At 74.9% G+C, this 16270-nt stretch carries 11 protein-coding genes and 2 pseudogenes; 4 read left to right on the forward strand and 9 right to left on the reverse strand.

Features of this window, described 5'->3' with window-relative positions; genetic code table 11:
• The 9 genes and pseudogenes from ACFYYN_RS15385 to ACFYYN_RS15425 form a co-directional block, all read right to left on the reverse strand.
• Positions 1-203 (reverse strand): annotated as a pseudogene (locus tag ACFYYN_RS15385) (ABC transporter ATP-binding protein); the annotation flags it as partial.
• Positions 200-2965 carry a hypothetical protein gene (locus ACFYYN_RS15390; protein WP_500546187.1) on the reverse strand — a complete coding sequence of 922 codons (2766 nt, stop codon included), beginning with the start codon at positions 2963-2965 and terminating at the stop codon, positions 200-202. The pseudogene ACFYYN_RS15385 and the gene ACFYYN_RS15390, both read right to left, overlap by 4 nt.
• Position 2966: 1 nt before the next feature.
• Positions 2967-6299 carry an ABC transporter permease gene (locus ACFYYN_RS15395; RefSeq protein WP_500546188.1) on the reverse strand — a complete coding sequence of 1111 codons (3333 nt, stop codon included), beginning with the start codon at positions 6297-6299 and terminating at the stop codon, positions 2967-2969.
• 196 nt (positions 6300-6495) lie between these two features.
• A complete protein-coding gene (locus ACFYYN_RS15400; RefSeq protein ID WP_500546189.1) occupies positions 6496-7584 on the reverse strand; it encodes a trypsin-like serine peptidase in 1089 nt (362 codons plus the stop codon).
• A gap of 143 nt (positions 7585-7727) precedes the next feature.
• Positions 7728-8138 carry a VOC family protein gene (locus tag ACFYYN_RS15405; protein WP_499515758.1) on the reverse strand — a complete coding sequence of 137 codons (411 nt, stop codon included), beginning with the start codon at positions 8136-8138 and terminating at the stop codon, positions 7728-7730.
• Between the two features lie 77 nt (positions 8139-8215).
• Positions 8216-8617, reverse strand: a complete 402-nt coding sequence (locus tag ACFYYN_RS15410) for a helix-turn-helix domain-containing protein (protein WP_500324514.1) — start codon at positions 8615-8617, stop codon at positions 8216-8218.
• A gap of 138 nt (positions 8618-8755) precedes the next feature.
• Positions 8756-9073 (reverse strand): annotated as a pseudogene (locus ACFYYN_RS15415) (Ig-like domain repeat protein); the annotation flags it as partial.
• An 84-nt stretch (positions 9074-9157) separates the two neighbouring features.
• Positions 9158-10300 carry a permease gene (locus ACFYYN_RS15420; RefSeq protein ID WP_500546190.1) on the reverse strand — a complete coding sequence of 381 codons (1143 nt, stop codon included), beginning with the start codon at positions 10298-10300 and terminating at the stop codon, positions 9158-9160.
• A gap of 4 nt (positions 10301-10304) precedes the next feature.
• Positions 10305-11438 (reverse strand): MGDG synthase family glycosyltransferase, encoded by a 1134-nt coding sequence (locus ACFYYN_RS15425; RefSeq protein WP_500546191.1) that lies wholly within the window; start codon positions 11436-11438, stop codon positions 10305-10307.
• A gap of 314 nt (positions 11439-11752) precedes the next feature.
• Here ACFYYN_RS15425 and ACFYYN_RS15430 point away from each other — a divergent pair, with 314 nt between their 5' ends.
• The 4 genes from ACFYYN_RS15430 to asnB all read left to right on the forward strand — a co-directional run bounded on the left by ACFYYN_RS15430 (position 11753) and on the right by asnB (position 16255).
• Positions 11753-12586: an SDR family NAD(P)-dependent oxidoreductase gene (locus tag ACFYYN_RS15430; protein WP_500546192.1), complete on the forward strand. Its 834-nt coding sequence runs from the start codon at positions 11753-11755 to the stop codon at positions 12584-12586.
• Positions 12587-12590: 4 nt separating this feature from the next.
• Positions 12591-13529, forward strand: a complete 939-nt coding sequence (locus tag ACFYYN_RS15435; RefSeq protein ID WP_500546193.1) for a DMT family transporter — start codon at positions 12591-12593, stop codon at positions 13527-13529.
• Positions 13526-14260: a polysaccharide deacetylase family protein gene (locus ACFYYN_RS15440; RefSeq protein ID WP_500546194.1), complete on the forward strand. Its 735-nt coding sequence runs from the start codon at positions 13526-13528 to the stop codon at positions 14258-14260. Before ACFYYN_RS15435 ends, ACFYYN_RS15440 begins: the two co-directional genes overlap by 4 nt.
• 150 nt (positions 14261-14410) lie before the next feature.
• Positions 14411-16255, forward strand: coding sequence for an asparagine synthase (glutamine-hydrolyzing) (gene asnB / locus ACFYYN_RS15445; RefSeq protein WP_500546195.1), 1845 nt, complete (start codon positions 14411-14413; stop codon positions 16253-16255).
• Positions 16256-16270 lie beyond the last annotated feature (15 nt).

Raw genomic sequence — 16270 nt, forward strand, 5'->3', positions numbered from 1 at the left:
TCGCCCTGCTGCACCAGCAGGTCCAGTCCCTGCAGCGCCTGGACCTCCACGCCCTGGGCGGTGAAGATCCGCACCAGCCGGTCGCAGACGATCAGCGCGTCGTGCCCGTAAGCGGGCCGCTGCCGGCTCTCGGTGACGCGTCGCTCCAGGTCCGCCAGCGTCGCACCGCTCCGTGCCGCCGTCCCCGGTGTGTCCTGACTCATTCCCGTTCCCCCATCCGCAGTTCCGTTCCCTCTCCCCGTCGCCCGGTCAGCCACGCCTGCCCCGCGAGCACCGCGCAGGCCAGCACCACCAGCGCGGCCGAGGGCAGCAGCAGCGACAGCGGGTCCGTGCGCAGCACCGTCCCGGACACGCCGCTCACCGGCGCGGCCGCGGAGAAGGCGAGCGCGGTCAGGTCCACCCCCTGACGCAGCAACGGGACCGTGGCCAGGCTGACCAGGATGCCGCCGAGGGCGCCCAGCAGGACCTGCGGCAGCATCTCCAGCACCGCCAGCCACTGCCGCTGACGGCCCGTCATCCCCATCGTCCGCAGCCGCGCCAGCAACGCCTTGCGCTGCGGCGTGTGCACCATCAGGGAGAGCAGCAGGGCCAGCGCGCTGTAGCCCGCACCCGCCGCCACCGCCGCCAGGTAGACCCGCCGGGCCCCGGTCTGGAGCGCCGAGGAGGTGAACGACGCGCGTTCCTCGGAGCGGAGGACCACCGTCAGGTCCGCCGAGGCGGCGCGCGCCGCGGCGTTCAGCGCCTGCCCGTCCAGTCGCGGCCCCGTCACGTAGAGCGCGGTCGCGGCCTGGACGGGGGAGCGGGCGGTCTCGGGGTGCGTGCGGGCCAGGCCGGCCGCGGAGACGACGACGAACTCGCCGCCCAGGACAGCGGGCGTCACGTCGCGCACCGCGGCCGTGCGCACCGGGGTCGCCCCGGCGAAGGCCTGCACGGACACGGTCGTCCTGCCGAACTCGCGCGCCAGAGCGGGGGAGACGATCGCGGGGAGCGGTCCGCTGCCGTCGCCCTCCAGTGTCGCGGCGGGGAAGGGGGCGCCGACGCCCGTGCTGGCCACCAGGGCGGCGTAGCGTGCCGGATCGACGACGACCAGGTCGTAGGGGGTACCGGCCGGCGCCGTCGACAGACCCGTCTCGATCCTCACGGGCGAGGTGCCGAGCACGCCGTGCACCCGCCGGACCCGCGCGTCCAGGCCGTCCGGGAGCGTGGTGAGGGACTCGATCCGGGCGTCGCCGCCGACCGCGCGCGTGGCGGCGCGGTCGCGGCCGCTCTCGACGCCGGTGAGGACCGAGCCGCCGAACGACGTCACGGCCAGCGCCACCAGCACGGCCACCAGCGGCAGCGCCGTGGCGGAGGGCGTGCGGCCGGCCCGGGCCAGCCCCAGGTACAGCACCGTGCCCCGCATCCGGGCCGCGGGCCGGGACAGCAGCCGCAACGGCAGCGGGTACAGCCTGAGCAGGACCAGCGCCCCGATCACCGCGACCAGCACCGGTGCCGCGGCGGTGAGCAGGTCCGCTCCGCCGTCCGCCGTGCCCCTGCGCCGCAGCGCCACCACCGCACCGGTCACGACGACCGCCACCGTCAGCTCCGCCACCGCCCGGCGGCGTGAGGGCCGGGCCTGCACGAGGTCGTCGCGCCGCTCCGGGCCCACCCGGCGGACGAGCGCCACGGCCCGCAACGGCAGCGCCGGAACGGCGACCGCCGCCACCAGCACCCCGGCGAGCAGGGAGGTGGCGGAGCGTTCGGCCGGCACCAGCAGCAGCGCGAGCAGCACCCCGGCCGCCGTGCACGGGACGACCACGACGGCGCTCTCCGTCAGCAGCCGGGCGCACAGACCTGTCAAGCTGCTCCCGCGCGCCCGCAGCAGCCGCAGTTCGGTACGGCGACGGGTCGCCGACAGGCCGCCCGCCATCAGCAGCACGATCCCTGCCACGGCGCCCACGCCCACCGTCGCGATCAGCACCAGTGGCGCGGCGGCCTCCCGCTCCCGTACGAACGGCCCCAGCAGCGCGGCGAGTCCGTCCTGGCCCACGGTGACCGCCTGGCTTCCGGTCAGTATGCGCAGCTGGGTGGAGTCCGGTCCGCCCGACAGCGACGCCAGCCGGTCGCGCAGCGCGGGCACGTCGTGGGCGCTCAACGCGCCGACGTCGGCGGGGTGGTGCCAGTACAGGCGGGCGCCCTCCGGCAGGTCGAGCACCACGCCGCCGGCGTCCTGGCCGATGAGCGCGGTGAAGTGCCAGTAGTGCTCCGGGTCCTCACCCGGCGGGCCGGGGACGCTCACCAGGGTCGGGGCGAGCAGGTCCTGCTCGGCGTTCCAGAAGGCCTCGCCGGGCGAGTGGGGTTCGACGATCCCGGTGATCCGCACGGTCAGCCCGGCCCCGGTCGTGTCCAGCAGGTGGACCGCGGAACCCGCGCGCAGGCCCATCACCTTCGCGGTCCGTGCGGTGACCACCGCCTCCACCTCACGCTCCCCCGCGGTGGACGCCGGCATGCGCCCGGCGACGAGCCGGGAGCGGGCGGCGAGGCCCGGCTGGGAGACGAGCGTGGCCCGCGGATCGCGGTCCCTGGTCGGCCGGGGCAGGCCGGGATCGGTCGCCGCCGCCGCCTCGGCGTTGCGCACCCCGTACACCGTCTGCGCGGTGTCCAGGGCCAGCGGCGGCCGCACCACACTCCGGAACATGTCCTCGGTCCTGGCGAGTTCCCTCGCCTGGAACGGCGAACCGCCACCGCCTCGCACTCCGGAGAACGACAGGTCCAAGGTGGCGGTGACGCTGCGGTCGGTCAGGGAGGCCCGGCGGAGGGTGTCCCGCAGTGCGGCGTCCTCGTACGCCTCGACGGTGCGGGGCAGCGCCGCCGCGAGGAACGCGGTCACCAGCACCAGGGCGGCCAGCGCCAGCGCCCCACCGGGGGCGGCGCGCAGGCGCGCACCGGTCCACGAGGCCGGCCGGGCGGTACGTACGTCGGTCACGTCACTCCCCTCCCTGCCGGCGCAGCGCGCGGACCGGATCGGCCATACGCAACGCCGCCACCGCCACCGCCAGCAGCGGCAGCACCGCCACCGCGGCCAGCAGTTCCAGCAAGGGCACGGCGGGCAACTCCACCCGCACCTCGGGCACCGGGCTGTCCGCGCGTGCCGTCAGCACGATCAAGGGCACGATCGACCGGGTCAGCGCCCCGCCCAGCAGCGCCCCGACCCCGACCGCCGTCAGCACCAGCAGCCCCTGCTCCGCCGCGATCACCCGGGCCAGCGACTTCCGCGGCGTGCCCAGCGCCCGCAGCAGCGCGAACTCCTCCGAGCGCTCCCGTACCGCTCCTGCCGCCGCGACCGCGAAACCCACCGCCGCCAGCACCGCGGCCGCCACCACCGCAGCCGGCAGGGCCGACAACGGACCCGCGCCCAGCGGGTCCCGCCGCAACTCCGCCCGCGCCTCGTCACGGACCACGATCGTGGCGGCGTCCCCCCGGGCGCGCAGGGCCGAGGCCACACGAGGCGCTCCGGCCGGGCCGGCGGCGAGCCACCACTCGGTGGGCTCCAGCCCGCGCTGGTCCTGGAAGACCAGGGCGCGGTTCAGGCTCGCCAGGTCCAGCAGGACGGCGCCCCCGCCGGTGCCCGTGGAGCCGTCCCGCCCGGTGGTGGGCAGTGCGCGGAGCGACCCCGTGATGCGCAGGGACAGCCGTGTGCCCTCCAGTTCGACCGGGACGGTGCTGCCGGGCCTGGCGTCGACGGCGCTCAGGAAGGCGTCGGTGACGACCGCGGGCAGCACCGTGGGTGGCCACGGCCCCGCCCGCAGGGTGAGGGAGGCGCCGTCGGCGCCGTTGGGGACGCCCTGCTGGAAGGGTTCCTCGCCGGTGTCGTAGCGGACGGTCAGCGGGGTGTCCGCGGCGGAGCGCGGTTCGCCGGTGCGTGAGGGGCGGTAGCCGAGGCCGGGGGCCTCGGGGAAGTCGGGGTTGTCGATCTGCGTGCGGGCGGACCAGGCCGTCGTGGTGGGGGAGGGCACCTCGCGTGTGCCGTCGTCGGCCGTCACCGCGCGGACGTCGGTGACCGTCAGGCTGTGCCGCTCGTTCCGCCGGGGCACGAGGTACTCGGCCCGGAGCCCGGTCAGACGCAGCGGCCCGGCCGGGCCCGCGCCGCGCGCCCGGCCCGTGACGGCCGCGAAGTCGGCCTCCAGCACGTGCCGTTCGCCGTCGGCCCGGACCTCGCCGAGGGAGAGCGTGTACGGGACGCCGTACCGGTCGGTCAGCGTCACGAACAGCTGGTCGGTCACCGTGCCGGCGACGGTGCGGTCCCCGGCCCCCAGCGACCGGAGGCGGACGGTCAGGCGGAGCCGGTCCGTGCCGTCGGGCAGGACGAATCCGGCGCTGCGGGCGGCGGGGCCGCCGTCCGCCCGCAGGGGTCGCACGAGGTCCGCGAGGGGTTCGGCGGACAGGTCGTCACGCAGCCGCAGGACACGGGCGGCAGAGGTGCTGTCCACGGCCAGGACGGTCGCGTCGCGGTCGCGGGGCAGGGACACGGTGGCGCGGCCGGCGGGGGTGACGGCAGCGATGCCGGGTACGTCGTCGTAGACGCCGCCCTGCCCGAACGCGGGCGTGGCGGAACCGGACACGCGCAGGTCGGCGCCGACCGCGAAGTCCGCCTGGTCGTCCTGCGACCGGGTCCAGGTGCCGTTCTCGCCGATCGCGAACATGCTGATCGACACGGCGAAGACCAGCAGCAGGGCGGGCCCCGCCCCGCGGCCCGGGCGGCGTGCCAGCTGCCAGCCCACCAGGGACACCGGCAGCCCGCGGGCCTTCGCCGCGCGGCGCTCGCCGAGCCGGGCCGCCAGCGGCAGCAGCCGCAGCGCCAGCACCGCACCCGCCAGTAGGCACAGCGCGGGCGCCCCCACCAGGACCGGATCCAGACCCAGCCGTCCGGAGGTGTCCGTGCTGAGCGTCCCACTGCCCGCCTCGCGGCGGGACAACTGCCAGAACGCCAGGCCGGCCACGAGCACCAGGCCCGCGTCCGCACCCGCCTGCACGCCGGCGGGCAACGCCCGCCGGCGCCGCCGCGCCGTGTACTCCTGCGTGTACGTCCCCGTGCGCCGCAGTACGGGCCCGACGACGGCGAGACCGCAGGCGAGCGCGGTGAGCGCGGCCACCCACCAGGCGGTCAGCGGCGAGGGCTCCAGCCGTACCCCCGCCCGGGCCAGCGCCCCGTGACCGGCGAGCAGCCGCACCAGCCGGCCGGAGAGCAGCGGGGCCAGCACCACGGCCGGCACGGTCAGCAGCAGGGCCTCGGCCGTGGCGAAACCGGTCATCTGGGCGCGCGAGCCGCCGCGGGCACGCAACTGCGCGGTCTCGGCCGAGCGTTCCTCCGCGAGCAGTCCGGCGACGAGGAGCAGGGAGAGAGCGGCCAGCAGCATCAGCTGCAGAACGCTGATCAGCAGGGTCGACCGGCTCACCAACAGGGTTCTGTGCAACTCCGCCAGCAGATCGGGGAGTTCGCTGCTCGCCACGACGGAGTTCGCGGCCTGCAGGGTGCCCAGCCGCTGCACCGTCCGCTGGACGCTCCCGCTGACGCCGTCGGCGCGGGCCGTGGTCATCGCGGCGAAGTCCCCCTGCGCCTGCCAGGCCATCTCCACGGCGGGGACCCCGCCGGGGCCGAAGGCCCCCGGGGAGGTGACCATCGGCCCGTACGTGGTGAAGGAGAGCGTCCGCACGCCGCGCCCGCCCAGCGGGTCGAGCCGCCAGTACAGGGCATATCGGTCGACCGGCCGGTATGTCCCCGTCACGCGGACCCGCAGCGTGCCGTGGCGCAGCCGGTCGGTCAGGGTGAGCACCTGCCCGGTGCGCACCTTCAGCGCTTCCGCGGCCGCCTCGGGCAGCGCCACCGGGACCGGTCCGCCGGCCGCCGGGGCACCGGGGAAGGTGCCCTCGGCCATGGTCACCCGTGCCCGGTCCAGCGTGGACAGCACCGTCAGGTCCGGGTCGCCGGTGCGCGGGGCACCGCGCGGCCGCAGCGCCATCGGCAGCCCGTACGGGCCGGAACGGGTGACCCCGGTGACGGACACCGGCAGGCCGTCGTAGGCCCCGGCGACCGTGGCGCGCACGGCCCCGTCCGCCACGCCCGGGTCCTTGCCGTCGACGTCGGCGGTGATCCCGACCAGTGTCCGTGCCGCCGACTGCTCCTGCAGCGCGCGCCGCAGACCGGCGTCCCCCACGGCCGAGCTGAACGCGGCGAGCGCGGCGACCGCGCAGGTGGTCAGGAGCACGGAGAGCAGGGCGGCGCCGAGCAGCAGACGGTGCGCGCGCAGACGCAGGAACACGAACCCCGGCACCATGCCCCCCGTTCTCGATGGCCCGTGCAATGAGATTGGCACAGACTACGCCCACCCGGCCCCGGGGCTAAGGGCCCGGCCGTCACCGTTTCCGGTGCAACACACCTGGCCCCGGGCGCCGTTGAGGGGGCAGGCGGGACGGCGCCTCCCGGCCGCGGCCGGGAGGCGCCGGGGTGGGCGTCGCTCAGCGGGCGCTGTGCTGGGCGCGTTGGTAGAGCGGCCAGGTGACGGTGGAGGTGAACTGCGGGCCCACCAGGTGCCGTGTGCAGCCCGGGGCCGGATCCCAGGGGTCGCAGGCGTTGCCCGCGGCGTCGAGCCGGCTGCCCTCGGAGTTGTCGCCGACGACCGTGCCCAGACCGGACTCCGGGTCGAGATCGGCTATCCGCGGGCCCCCGCTGGAGCCACCGCCCATGATGCACTCGGTCCCCCACAGCCCCTTCGCCGCGGGGTACTCGGGGGTGCCGACGACCTGCTCGGCCCGTCCGGTGCAGTAGGCGAGCCGCTCGCCGGTGTACTCGGGAAGGCCCTCACGCTCCGGGTCCGAGACCGCGCGGGGGTATCCGAACTGGTGGACCCTGCGGTCGCCGGGCCGGTCGAAGCCGATCCTCTGCGCCGCGCCGACCGCGGTCCGGACGGTCCGGCCCCGTGCGTCCGTGTTGAGGACCACGAACGCCTGGTCGTAGGCGCCGTAGACCTCACCGTGCTGCTGGTCGTTCTCCAGCCAGGTCGGGGCGACGACCCCCAGCCGGCCGGTGAACTTCCCGTAGGGCGCCCGTCCGTCGCGGTAGCCGGGCACGAACAGCACGTTCCGCGTCCACTGGTTGTCCTCACCGATGAGGTCGGTGTTGTTGACGCAGTGCCCCGCGGTGACCACGGTGCTGCCGTTGGCGCTGTCGACGACGGTGGCGGTGCAACTGGAGTCCTCGCCGTGGTCGGTGAAGAACAGCCGGCCCACCGTACGGCCGAGGGCGCTCCGCCCCGTCCACGGGGCGCCGTCGGGACCGCCCTTGGGCGGGTTGCCCGACGAGGGCTCGGTCAGCGCCGCGATCCGCTCCGGCGTCCAGTAGCCGAGGACCGCCTGCCGCTCGGCCCGGGTGACCGCCTGGTCACGGACGGCCACGGCGGTCGTGGACGGCTGGACGGCGTCGGCGGCCGACGCCTCCGGGCCCGTGACGAGCACGGCCGCGGCGACGAGGGCGGCCGCGGCGACGAGGGCGGCCGCCAGAAGCGGCCGGTGGAGGTGCGCGGAAGGGGGTGCCTGACGTGACGGCATGCTGCTCCTCGGGACGTCGATCGCACTGCCCCGCAGGCCGCGTGCCGGTGACACGGGCCTGCGGGCAGAAGGACGTGCGATACAGACGTCCGGGAGGGGCAGTCGGTTGGGAATGGTCGCGAGCGCCTGCCGGCGGCCGCGGTTCAGGCCTTCGGCTGGGTGAAGCGGATGCTGTTGCCGAAGGGGTCGCGCAGGCCGCAGTCGATCCCGTACGGGCGCTCGGTCGGCTCCTCGGTGAACTCCACGCCCAGGTCCCGGAGCGTCTCGTACGTCTTGCGGCAGTCGTCGGTGCTGAAGATCAGGTGGCCGCCCGTGGCGCCCTTGGCGACCAGCTCGCGGACCTGCTGCGCGGTCTCCTCGGACATCGCCGGCGGGCCCGGCTTCTCCAGCAGGATCTGGCGCTCCGGGTGGCCGGGGACGTTCACCGTGAGCCAGCGCATGAAGCCCAGGTCGACGTCCGCGTTCACCTCCAGGCCGAGCTTGCCGACGTAGAAGTCGAGGGCCTCGTCCTGGTCCAGGACGTAGATCTGCGAGTGCGTGATGGCGTTGAACATGTGCATCACGCTACTGGCCGGGCCGGGCGAAAACTTATCCAAAACTGCTCACCCTGCTCGGCCTGCCCGGCCCGCGATCAGGCACGCGGCCGCATCCACGCCTTCGCGAAGCACGTCGGCACGTCCATGGCGGTCGCCTGCTTGCGGTACGCCCGCGGCGACGTGCCCACGATGTCGCGGAAGGTACGGCTGAAGGTCCCCGGGCTGCCGAAGCCGACCTCGAAGCAGATGTCCGTCACGCTGCGGTCGCTCTCCCGCAGCAGGAACATCGCCCGCTCCACGCGGCGGCGCTGCAGGTAGCGGTGCGGCGTCTCCCCGAAGGTGGCCCGGAAGGTGCGGGTGAAGTGCGCCTGCGACACATGGGCGATCCGGGCCAGCGCCGGCACGTCCAGCGGCTGCGCGTAGGCACGGTCCATCGCGTCCCGTGCCCGGAGCATCCGGCGGTTGGTCTCTTCTGCGGCGCGGCTCACGCCGCCCATGAGACCACAGACCGCCGGCGCCCCGGACCGGGGCGCCGGACGGCGGGTCGGGCAGTGCGGGGAGCCGGGCGGACGACCTTGGCCGTCCCGGCACGGGTCCGTCCCCCAGGCGCAGTCCTCGGCAGGGGTCACCGTGACCGTCGCCATGCCGTGCGAGGCGTAGCAGTTGTCGTTCCCGTTGTACGCGGCCGTGATCGTGTGGGTCCCGGTGGTCGTGAACTTGGCCACGTGGCTGGCAAACCCATTGGCCACCACCGGCTCCGTCGCCAGGGTCGTCCCACCGTCGAAGAACGTCACGCCGAGGCCGTTGCCACCCCTCGGCTCACCGGGGCAGAGCACCTTCGCGGTCAACTGCACGGGTGACCCGGCTTCGGCCGTGAGGGGTGACACCTGGAGCGTCGTCGTCGACTGGTCGGCCGCGGCCGCCGGCGAGGCGAGACCCACGACCGCGGCCATCGCCGCGACGGTGCCGGCCCTCCACGCGGAAAGTCGCCGTTCCGGGACGGCGGGCGGGGTCGTCCAGGGACCCGTGCGGACGCCTCAGTGCCCGCCCGCCGGTGCGCCGCCCATCATCCGCAGCATCCGCCGGCCGCCCGTACCGAGGAAGCGGGCCAGCAGCACGGCCGCCAGCGCGAGGAAGGCGATGTTGAGCCAGGTGGTGTAGTCCCAGTGGACGCCGCCGCCGGGGACGTGGGCGCTCGACCGGTCGGGGATCAGACCGAGCGCGCCGAAGAGCACCTCGACGACGTAGCCGGCGACGGCCATGGCGACGTAGAAGGTCCACAGGACCAGCAGGGCCGTGCGGCGGCCGTAGTACTTCCGGTAGATGGTGAGGATCGGCAGGATCAGCAGGTCGGCGAAGATGAACGACACCACGCCGCCGAAACTGATGCCGCCGGTCCACAGGACCACCGCGAGGGGCACGTTGCCGACCGAGCAGACGAACGAGGCCATGGCGACGAGCGGCCCGATCAGCGGGCCCCACAGCTTCGCGGCGAGCGGATGCCCCTCGAAGAAGAAGGCCTGCCAGAAGGAGTCCGGCACCCAGGCGGCGACGGCGCCGGCGATGAGCAGGCCGAGCACGAGGTCGCGCAGGATCGCCGCCCACTCCATCACGAAGACGTGCGACGTGGCGGTGAAGCCCTCGGGGGACAGCAGGCGCCGCAGGAACGGGCCCTCGCGGCGCACGGACATGTCCATCGCCGCGTGCCCCTCCATGGACCCGGCGAGCCCGCGGTCGGCCTGGGCACGGGCCTCCCGCAGCAGGTCCGGCCGGAGCAGGCGCCGGAAGAGCAGCGCGAGGACGACGATCATGACCGGCCCGCCGACGAACTCCGCCACCGTGAACTGCCAGCCCATGAGCAGGGCCAGCAGGACGCCGAGTTCGACCACGAGGTTGGTGGAGGCGATCTCGAAGGCCATCGCCGCCGTGAAGCTCGCCCCCTTGCGGAAGAGCGAGCGGGCGAGGGCGACGGCGGCGTAGGAGCAGGACGAGGACGCCGCGCCCAGGCCCGCGGCGATCACCAGCGTCCGGGGCCGGTCGTCGCCGAGCAGGCCGACGACGCCCTGCTTGCGGGCCACGGCCTGGACGACCGCGGACAGCGCGAAACCGAGGATCAGCGCCCAGGTGATGTCCCAGGTCATGGCGCCCGTGATGGACAGGGCGTGGAGGACGGCGTCCATGCGGTCAGACCGCGACCGGGGCCGGTTCGCACGCCTCCATCAGGTGCGCCGCGGTGTCCGGGGCGAAGAGCGCGGCGGCGGCCGGGGAGGGGGTGCGGCGCGGGCGGCGTGGACGGGTGAGGCCGTCCAGGACGTCGATCAGCGTCCAGGGATCGGTGGCGAAGCGGGTCAGACCGAGCGCCGCCATCTGGTGCGCCCCGGCCTTGCCGTGGCCCGGGATGGGGCGGTAGCCGACGACGGGCAGTCCCATGGCCAGTGCTTCGAGCGCGGTCTGCCCCGCGGCGTTGTCCACCAGCGCGTCCGCCGCGCTCATCAGCGCGGGCATGTCCCGCTCCCAGCCCAGCGCGAGCGTCCCGGGGACGCGGGAGAGCCGGGCCCGCAGCCGCCGGTTCTCGCCGCACAGCGCCACCGGAAGGAAACCGGCCCGCGCGAGCAGGGCGGCCGTGTCCGCCAGGTGCGTGCCGGCGCCCCAGGCACCCGCGGAGAGCAGGACGACCGGCCGGTCCGGCGCCCGGGAACGGAACACCCGGTGCCAGTGCCCGGCGTCCGGGGCGGGCGCCAGGAAGCGGGACGCGACCAGGGGACCGGTGGCGGCGGCCGGGCGGCCGGTGGCCTCCCGCACCCGGCGGGCGGCGCTTTCGGTGAGGCAGCAGTACAGGTCGTTGCCGGGGTGGAGCCACTGGCTGTGCACGTCGAAGTCCGTGACCACCACCGCGCTGGGCACCGCGAGCGTTCCGCGGGCCCGCATCCCGCCGGTGAGCTGTGCCGCCAGGTGGAACACCGGGACGACCAGCCCGGGCCGCTCGCGCCGGACGAGTTCGGCGAGCCCGCGCTCGGCGAGTCCGGCCAGCCCGGCCGGGCCGGGCGTGCGGCGTGACCCGCCGGGGCGCAGGAACGTCGCGTAGATGCCCGCGTAGAGCACCGGGAGGTGCAGGACCGTGGCGCGGTAGAAGGCGCGCAGCGCCGCGCCGGCGTGCGCGGGGAGGAGTTCCAGCACGTCGGCCCTGCGGGCCTGCCCGCCGCGGGCGGTGAGCCGTGCGACGAGCTCGTCGGCGACGGCGTCGTGACCGGCGCCCATGGCGGCGCTGAGCACGAGGAAGCGCCGGGGCGCACGGCCCGCCCGCCCGGTGTGCGTCACCGCGGCACCACGTCCCGCCGGGAGGGGACGGGCGGCGCTGCTGCGGGCACATCCGGCACGTGATCACCTCGTACACCAGTTGCGGACTACTCGGGTCTAACCGATTTGCCCCGTCTTGAAACGAACCGCCCCGCATCACGGGGCGACCCCCGCCCCCTGCCTCCCGGGAGGGTCGCCCACAGAGCCGGTACGGCGATCGGGCGGTTTACTGAGACCGGAGGGGGACGTGCCCCGGGGGGAGCCGCACCGGCCATCCCGGGCGGCAGCTGCAGCGGCAGGGACGGAAAGCAGCGGCAGGGACAGAAAGCGATGCCATGACCTCTCACCCTCCCCAAGCGGTCTCCGGTGGCAAGGCGGTACGCGGCAAGCCCGTGCGCGGCCCGGCGGACCCGGCCGGTGGACCGGCCCCGGTCGCGCTGGTGACCGGGGCGTCCTCGGGCATCGGGGCCGCGGTCGCCGACCGCCTCGCCGCCGAGGGATGGCGGTTGCTGGTCAGCGGCCGCGACCACCAGCGTCTGCGGGCGGTCGCGGAGCGGACCTCCGGGACCGCGCTCCCCGCGGACCTGGAGGACCCGCAGGGCACCGGGCGGCTGGTGCGCGACGCCGCCCTCGTGACGGGCGGCCGGGTCGACCTGCTGGTGGCAGGGGCGGGCATCGGCTGGGCCGGTCCCTTCGCCTCGATGCCCCAGGGGGTGATCGAGCGGATCTTCATGGTGGACGTCGTCGCGGCGATGGAGCTGGTCCGCCGGGTGCTCCCGGGCATGCTGGCCCGGCGCAGCGGCCACATCGTGCTGATCGGCTCCTTCGCGGGCAGCGTCGGTGTCCGCGACGAGGCCGTGTACTCCGCGGCCAAGGCGGCGCTCGGCGCCTTCGCCGACTCGCTCCGCTACGAGCTGGCCGGCAGCGGGGTGCGCATCACCCATGTCATCCCGGGCGTCGTCGACACCCCGTTCTTCGCGACGCGGGGCGTGGCGTACACCCGCTCCCGGCCCCGCCCGATGCCCGCCGAGCGGGTCGCCCGGGTGGTGACCGACGCGGTCCGCAAGGGACGGGACGAGGTGTACGTCCCCCGCTGGCTGCGGATCCCGGTCGCCGTGCGCGGCGTCCTGCCCTGGGTCTACCGGCGTCTCGCGGGCAAGTACGGATGACGCGGTGCCCGCCCTGACCGTCGTGCTGGCACTGCTGGCGGCCCTCGCCAACGGCGCCGCCTCCGCTTTGCAGCGGCGCGCCGCCCTCCAGCAGCAGGAGGAAGAGGGCGCCGGGCACGGTCTGCGCGGGCGGCTGCGGCACCTGCTGCGACTGGTCCGGCGCCCCTTCTGGGCGGCCGGGATGGCGGCGCTCGTGGTCTCCGGGGTCCTGCAGGCCAGTGCCCTGGGGGTGGGGCAACTGTCGGTGGTGCAGCCGCTCATGGCCACCGAGCTGCTGTTCACCCTGATGGCGGGGAGCCTGGCGTTCTCCCGCCGGCCCGACCCCGGGACCTGGTTGTGGTTCCTGGCGCTGGCCGGGGGACTGGCCCTGTTCCTCGGTGCCGCGACGCCGTCCGGCGGGCAGGCGCAGGCCCTGCCGGGCACCTGGCCGCGCGCCGGTGTGCCGCTGGCGCTGCTGGTGCTCGTCCTGTGGCTCGTCGGGCGGGCGCTGAGCGGCGGTGCGCGGGCCTGCGTCCTGGGGTGCGCCACGGCCTCCTGCTTCGCCTGCACGGCGGCGCTGATCAAGGACGTCACGGGTCGCATCCCCGAGGGCCTGCCGCGGGTGTTCGCCTCCTGGCAGCTGTACGCGGTGGGCGCGGTCGGCCTGCTCAGCCTGCTGCTGCTCCAGGTCACCCTGCGGGCCGGCAGCCTCGCGGCGTCCCAGCCGGCGCTCACCATCGGGGACGCGGTGGTGAGCGTGGCGCTGGGCTGGGTGCTCTTCGGGGAACGGATCGCGCTCGGCGCGCACGTGGTGCCCGAGGCGGCCGGCGTCGCCCTGATGGCCGCCGGAGCCGTCGGCCTGTCGCGCTCGCCCGCCGTGGCCGGCGGCTGGGACGTGCCGCGCGGGAAGCGTCCGGACGCCCCGGAGGGCCGTCACCGTACCGTCCACGGGGGGCCGGGATGAGGCGCGGCGGCGACGTCCGGCGGGCGGCGCTGGCGGGGGGCGTCCTGGTGGCCGGCCACATCGTCCCGGCCGCCACCTGGCTGCCCGGGCTGCGCCGCCGGGCCTTCCCCGCCCTGGCCGGCCTCGGACGCCCCGACCACGTGGCCCTCACCTTCGACGACGGGCCCGATCCGGTCTCCACCCCGCGCTTCCTGGACGCCCTCGACGAACTCTCGGTCCGGGCCACCTTCTTCGTCCTGGGCGCGCGGGTGGGCGGCCACCGCCGGATCGTGCGCGAGGCCGTCCGGCGCGGCCACGAGATCGCCGTCCACGGCTGGACCCACGACCGCCCGTGGCTGCCCGGTCCCGCCCGCGACCGGGCCGACCTGGCCCGCGCCGTCCGGGCGGTCCACGACGCCTGCGGCGCCGCACCGGTCTGGTACCGCCCTCCGTACGGCATCCTCACCGGAGGACGCTGGGCGGCGGCCGCGTGCACCGGCCTGACCCCGGTCCTGTGGAGCGCCTGGGGCCGCGACTGGAGCACCGGCGCCACCGGGGAGTCCGTACTGGCGACCCTCCGGCCCGATCTGCGCGCGGGCGCCACCGTCCTGCTCCACGACAGCGACCACGCCTCCGCCCCGGGTTCCTGGCGCGCCACCCTCGCGGCGCTTCCCGCCCTGGTCACGGCATGCCGGGACGCCGGTCTGACGGTCGGTCCCCTCGTGGAGCACGGCGTCGGCGCGGGCGTTTGACGGTCGACCGGAGCGGACGGACACTCGATTGATAGGTGCCCGATACATATCACCGAGAGTGACAACCGCGCCGCGGAGCCGGCCAGGGCCAACCCGATCCGTGACGTCGCGAACGACGGACGGGCACAGCGATAGCCCGGAGGCATACGCATGTGCGGAATCGCCGGATGGATCTCGTTCCGCAGGGACCTGGGGAACGAGCAGGAAACAGTCGACGCGATGACCGAGACGATGGCCTGCCGTGGGCCTGACGACCGCGGCACGTGGGTCGACGGACCCGCCGCGCTCGGACACCGCAGGCTCGCGATCATCGACCTGCCGGGCGGCCGGCAGCCGATGAGCGCCGAGGCACCCGAGGGCGGCGCGGTGGCGATGGTGTACTCGGGTGAGGCCTACAACTTCACCGAACTGCGCAAGGAACTGACCGTGCGCGGCCACCGCTTCACCACCACCTCCGACACGGAAGTGGTGCTGCGCGGCTACCTGGAGTGGGGGGAGGGCGTGGCGGAACGGCTCAACGGCATGTACGCCTTCGCCATCTGGGACAGCCGCGAGCAGAAGCTCGTCATGATCCGCGACAGGATGGGGATCAAGCCGTTCTACTACTACCCGACCGACGACGGCGTGCTGTTCGGGTCCGAGCCCAAGGCGATCCTGGCCAACCCGCTCGTCCCCCGCCGCGTCACCCTGGACGGGCTGCGGGAGCTCTTCGCCTTCGTCAAGACACCCGGTCACGCGATCTGGGACGGCATGCGCGAGGTCGAGCCCGGCACCGTCGTCACCGTCGGACGGGGCGGCATCCGCACCCACGTCTACTGGGCGCTGCGGACCGAGCCGCACACCGACGACAAGGAGACCTCGATCGCGCGCGTGCGCGAGCTGCTCGAGGACATCGTGCGACGCCAGCTCGTCTCCGACGTGCCGCGCTGCACCCTGCTCTCCGGCGGCCTGGACTCCTCGGCGATGACGGCGATCGCGGCGCGGCAACTCGCCGACCAGGGCGAGAAGGTGCGCAGCTTCGCGGTCGACTTCGTCGGCCAGACCGAGCACTTCGTCCCCGACAGCCTGCGCGGGACGCCCGACACCCCGTTCGTCCACGACGTCGCCGATCTCTGCGGGACCGAGCACCAGGACATCGTCCTCGACTCCGACCAGCTCGCCGATCCGGACGTGCGGGCCAGGGTGATCCGCGCCCGTGACATCCCGGCCGGGCTCGGCGACATGGACTCCTCCCTCTACCTGCTGTTCAAGGCCATCCGGCAGCACTCGACCGTCGCCCTTTCCGGAGAGTCGGCCGACGAGGTCTTCGGCGGCTACCGCCAGTTCTTCGACGAGGAGGCCCGCAGGGCCGACACCTTCCCCTGGCTGGTGCGGTTCACGACGGAGTTCGGCGACGACGGCAACATCCTCACCGAGCAGGTGGCCAAGTCCCTGGACCTGGAGGGCTACGTCCACGACGGCTACCGCCGCGCGGTCGCCGGCGTCGAACGCCTCGACGGCGAGAGCGACTTCGAGTACCGGATGCGCGTCATCAGCCACCTCCACCTCACCCGCTTCGTGCGCATCCTCCTCGACCGCAAGGACCGGGCGAGCATGGCCAACGGCCTGGAGGTCAGGGTCCCGTTCTGCGACCACCGCCTGGTCCAGTACGTCTACAACGCGCCCTGGTCGCTGAAGTCCTTCGACGGCAGGGAGAAGAGCCTGCTGCGCGAGGCCACCGCGGACGTGCTGCCCCGCTCGGTCTACGACCGGGTGAAGAGCCCGTACCCCTCCACCCAGGACCCCAAGTACTTCGTCGCGCTCCAGGAGAACGCCAAGGACCTGCTGGCCAAGCCCACGCACCCGGTGTTCGACCTGGTCAGCCGGACCTGGCTGGAGGACGCGGTCAGGACCGACACCCCGGTCAGCACGCACGCCGCCCGGCACGGCCTGGAACGCGCCCTCGACCTGGCGCTGTGGATGGACCTGTACTCGCCCACGATCGGGATCCCCTGACCCGACGGAGACCAC

It is taken from the genome of Streptomyces sp. NPDC001902, assembly GCF_042891295.1.
Taxonomy (GTDB): domain Bacteria; phylum Actinomycetota; class Actinomycetes; order Streptomycetales; family Streptomycetaceae; genus Actinacidiphila.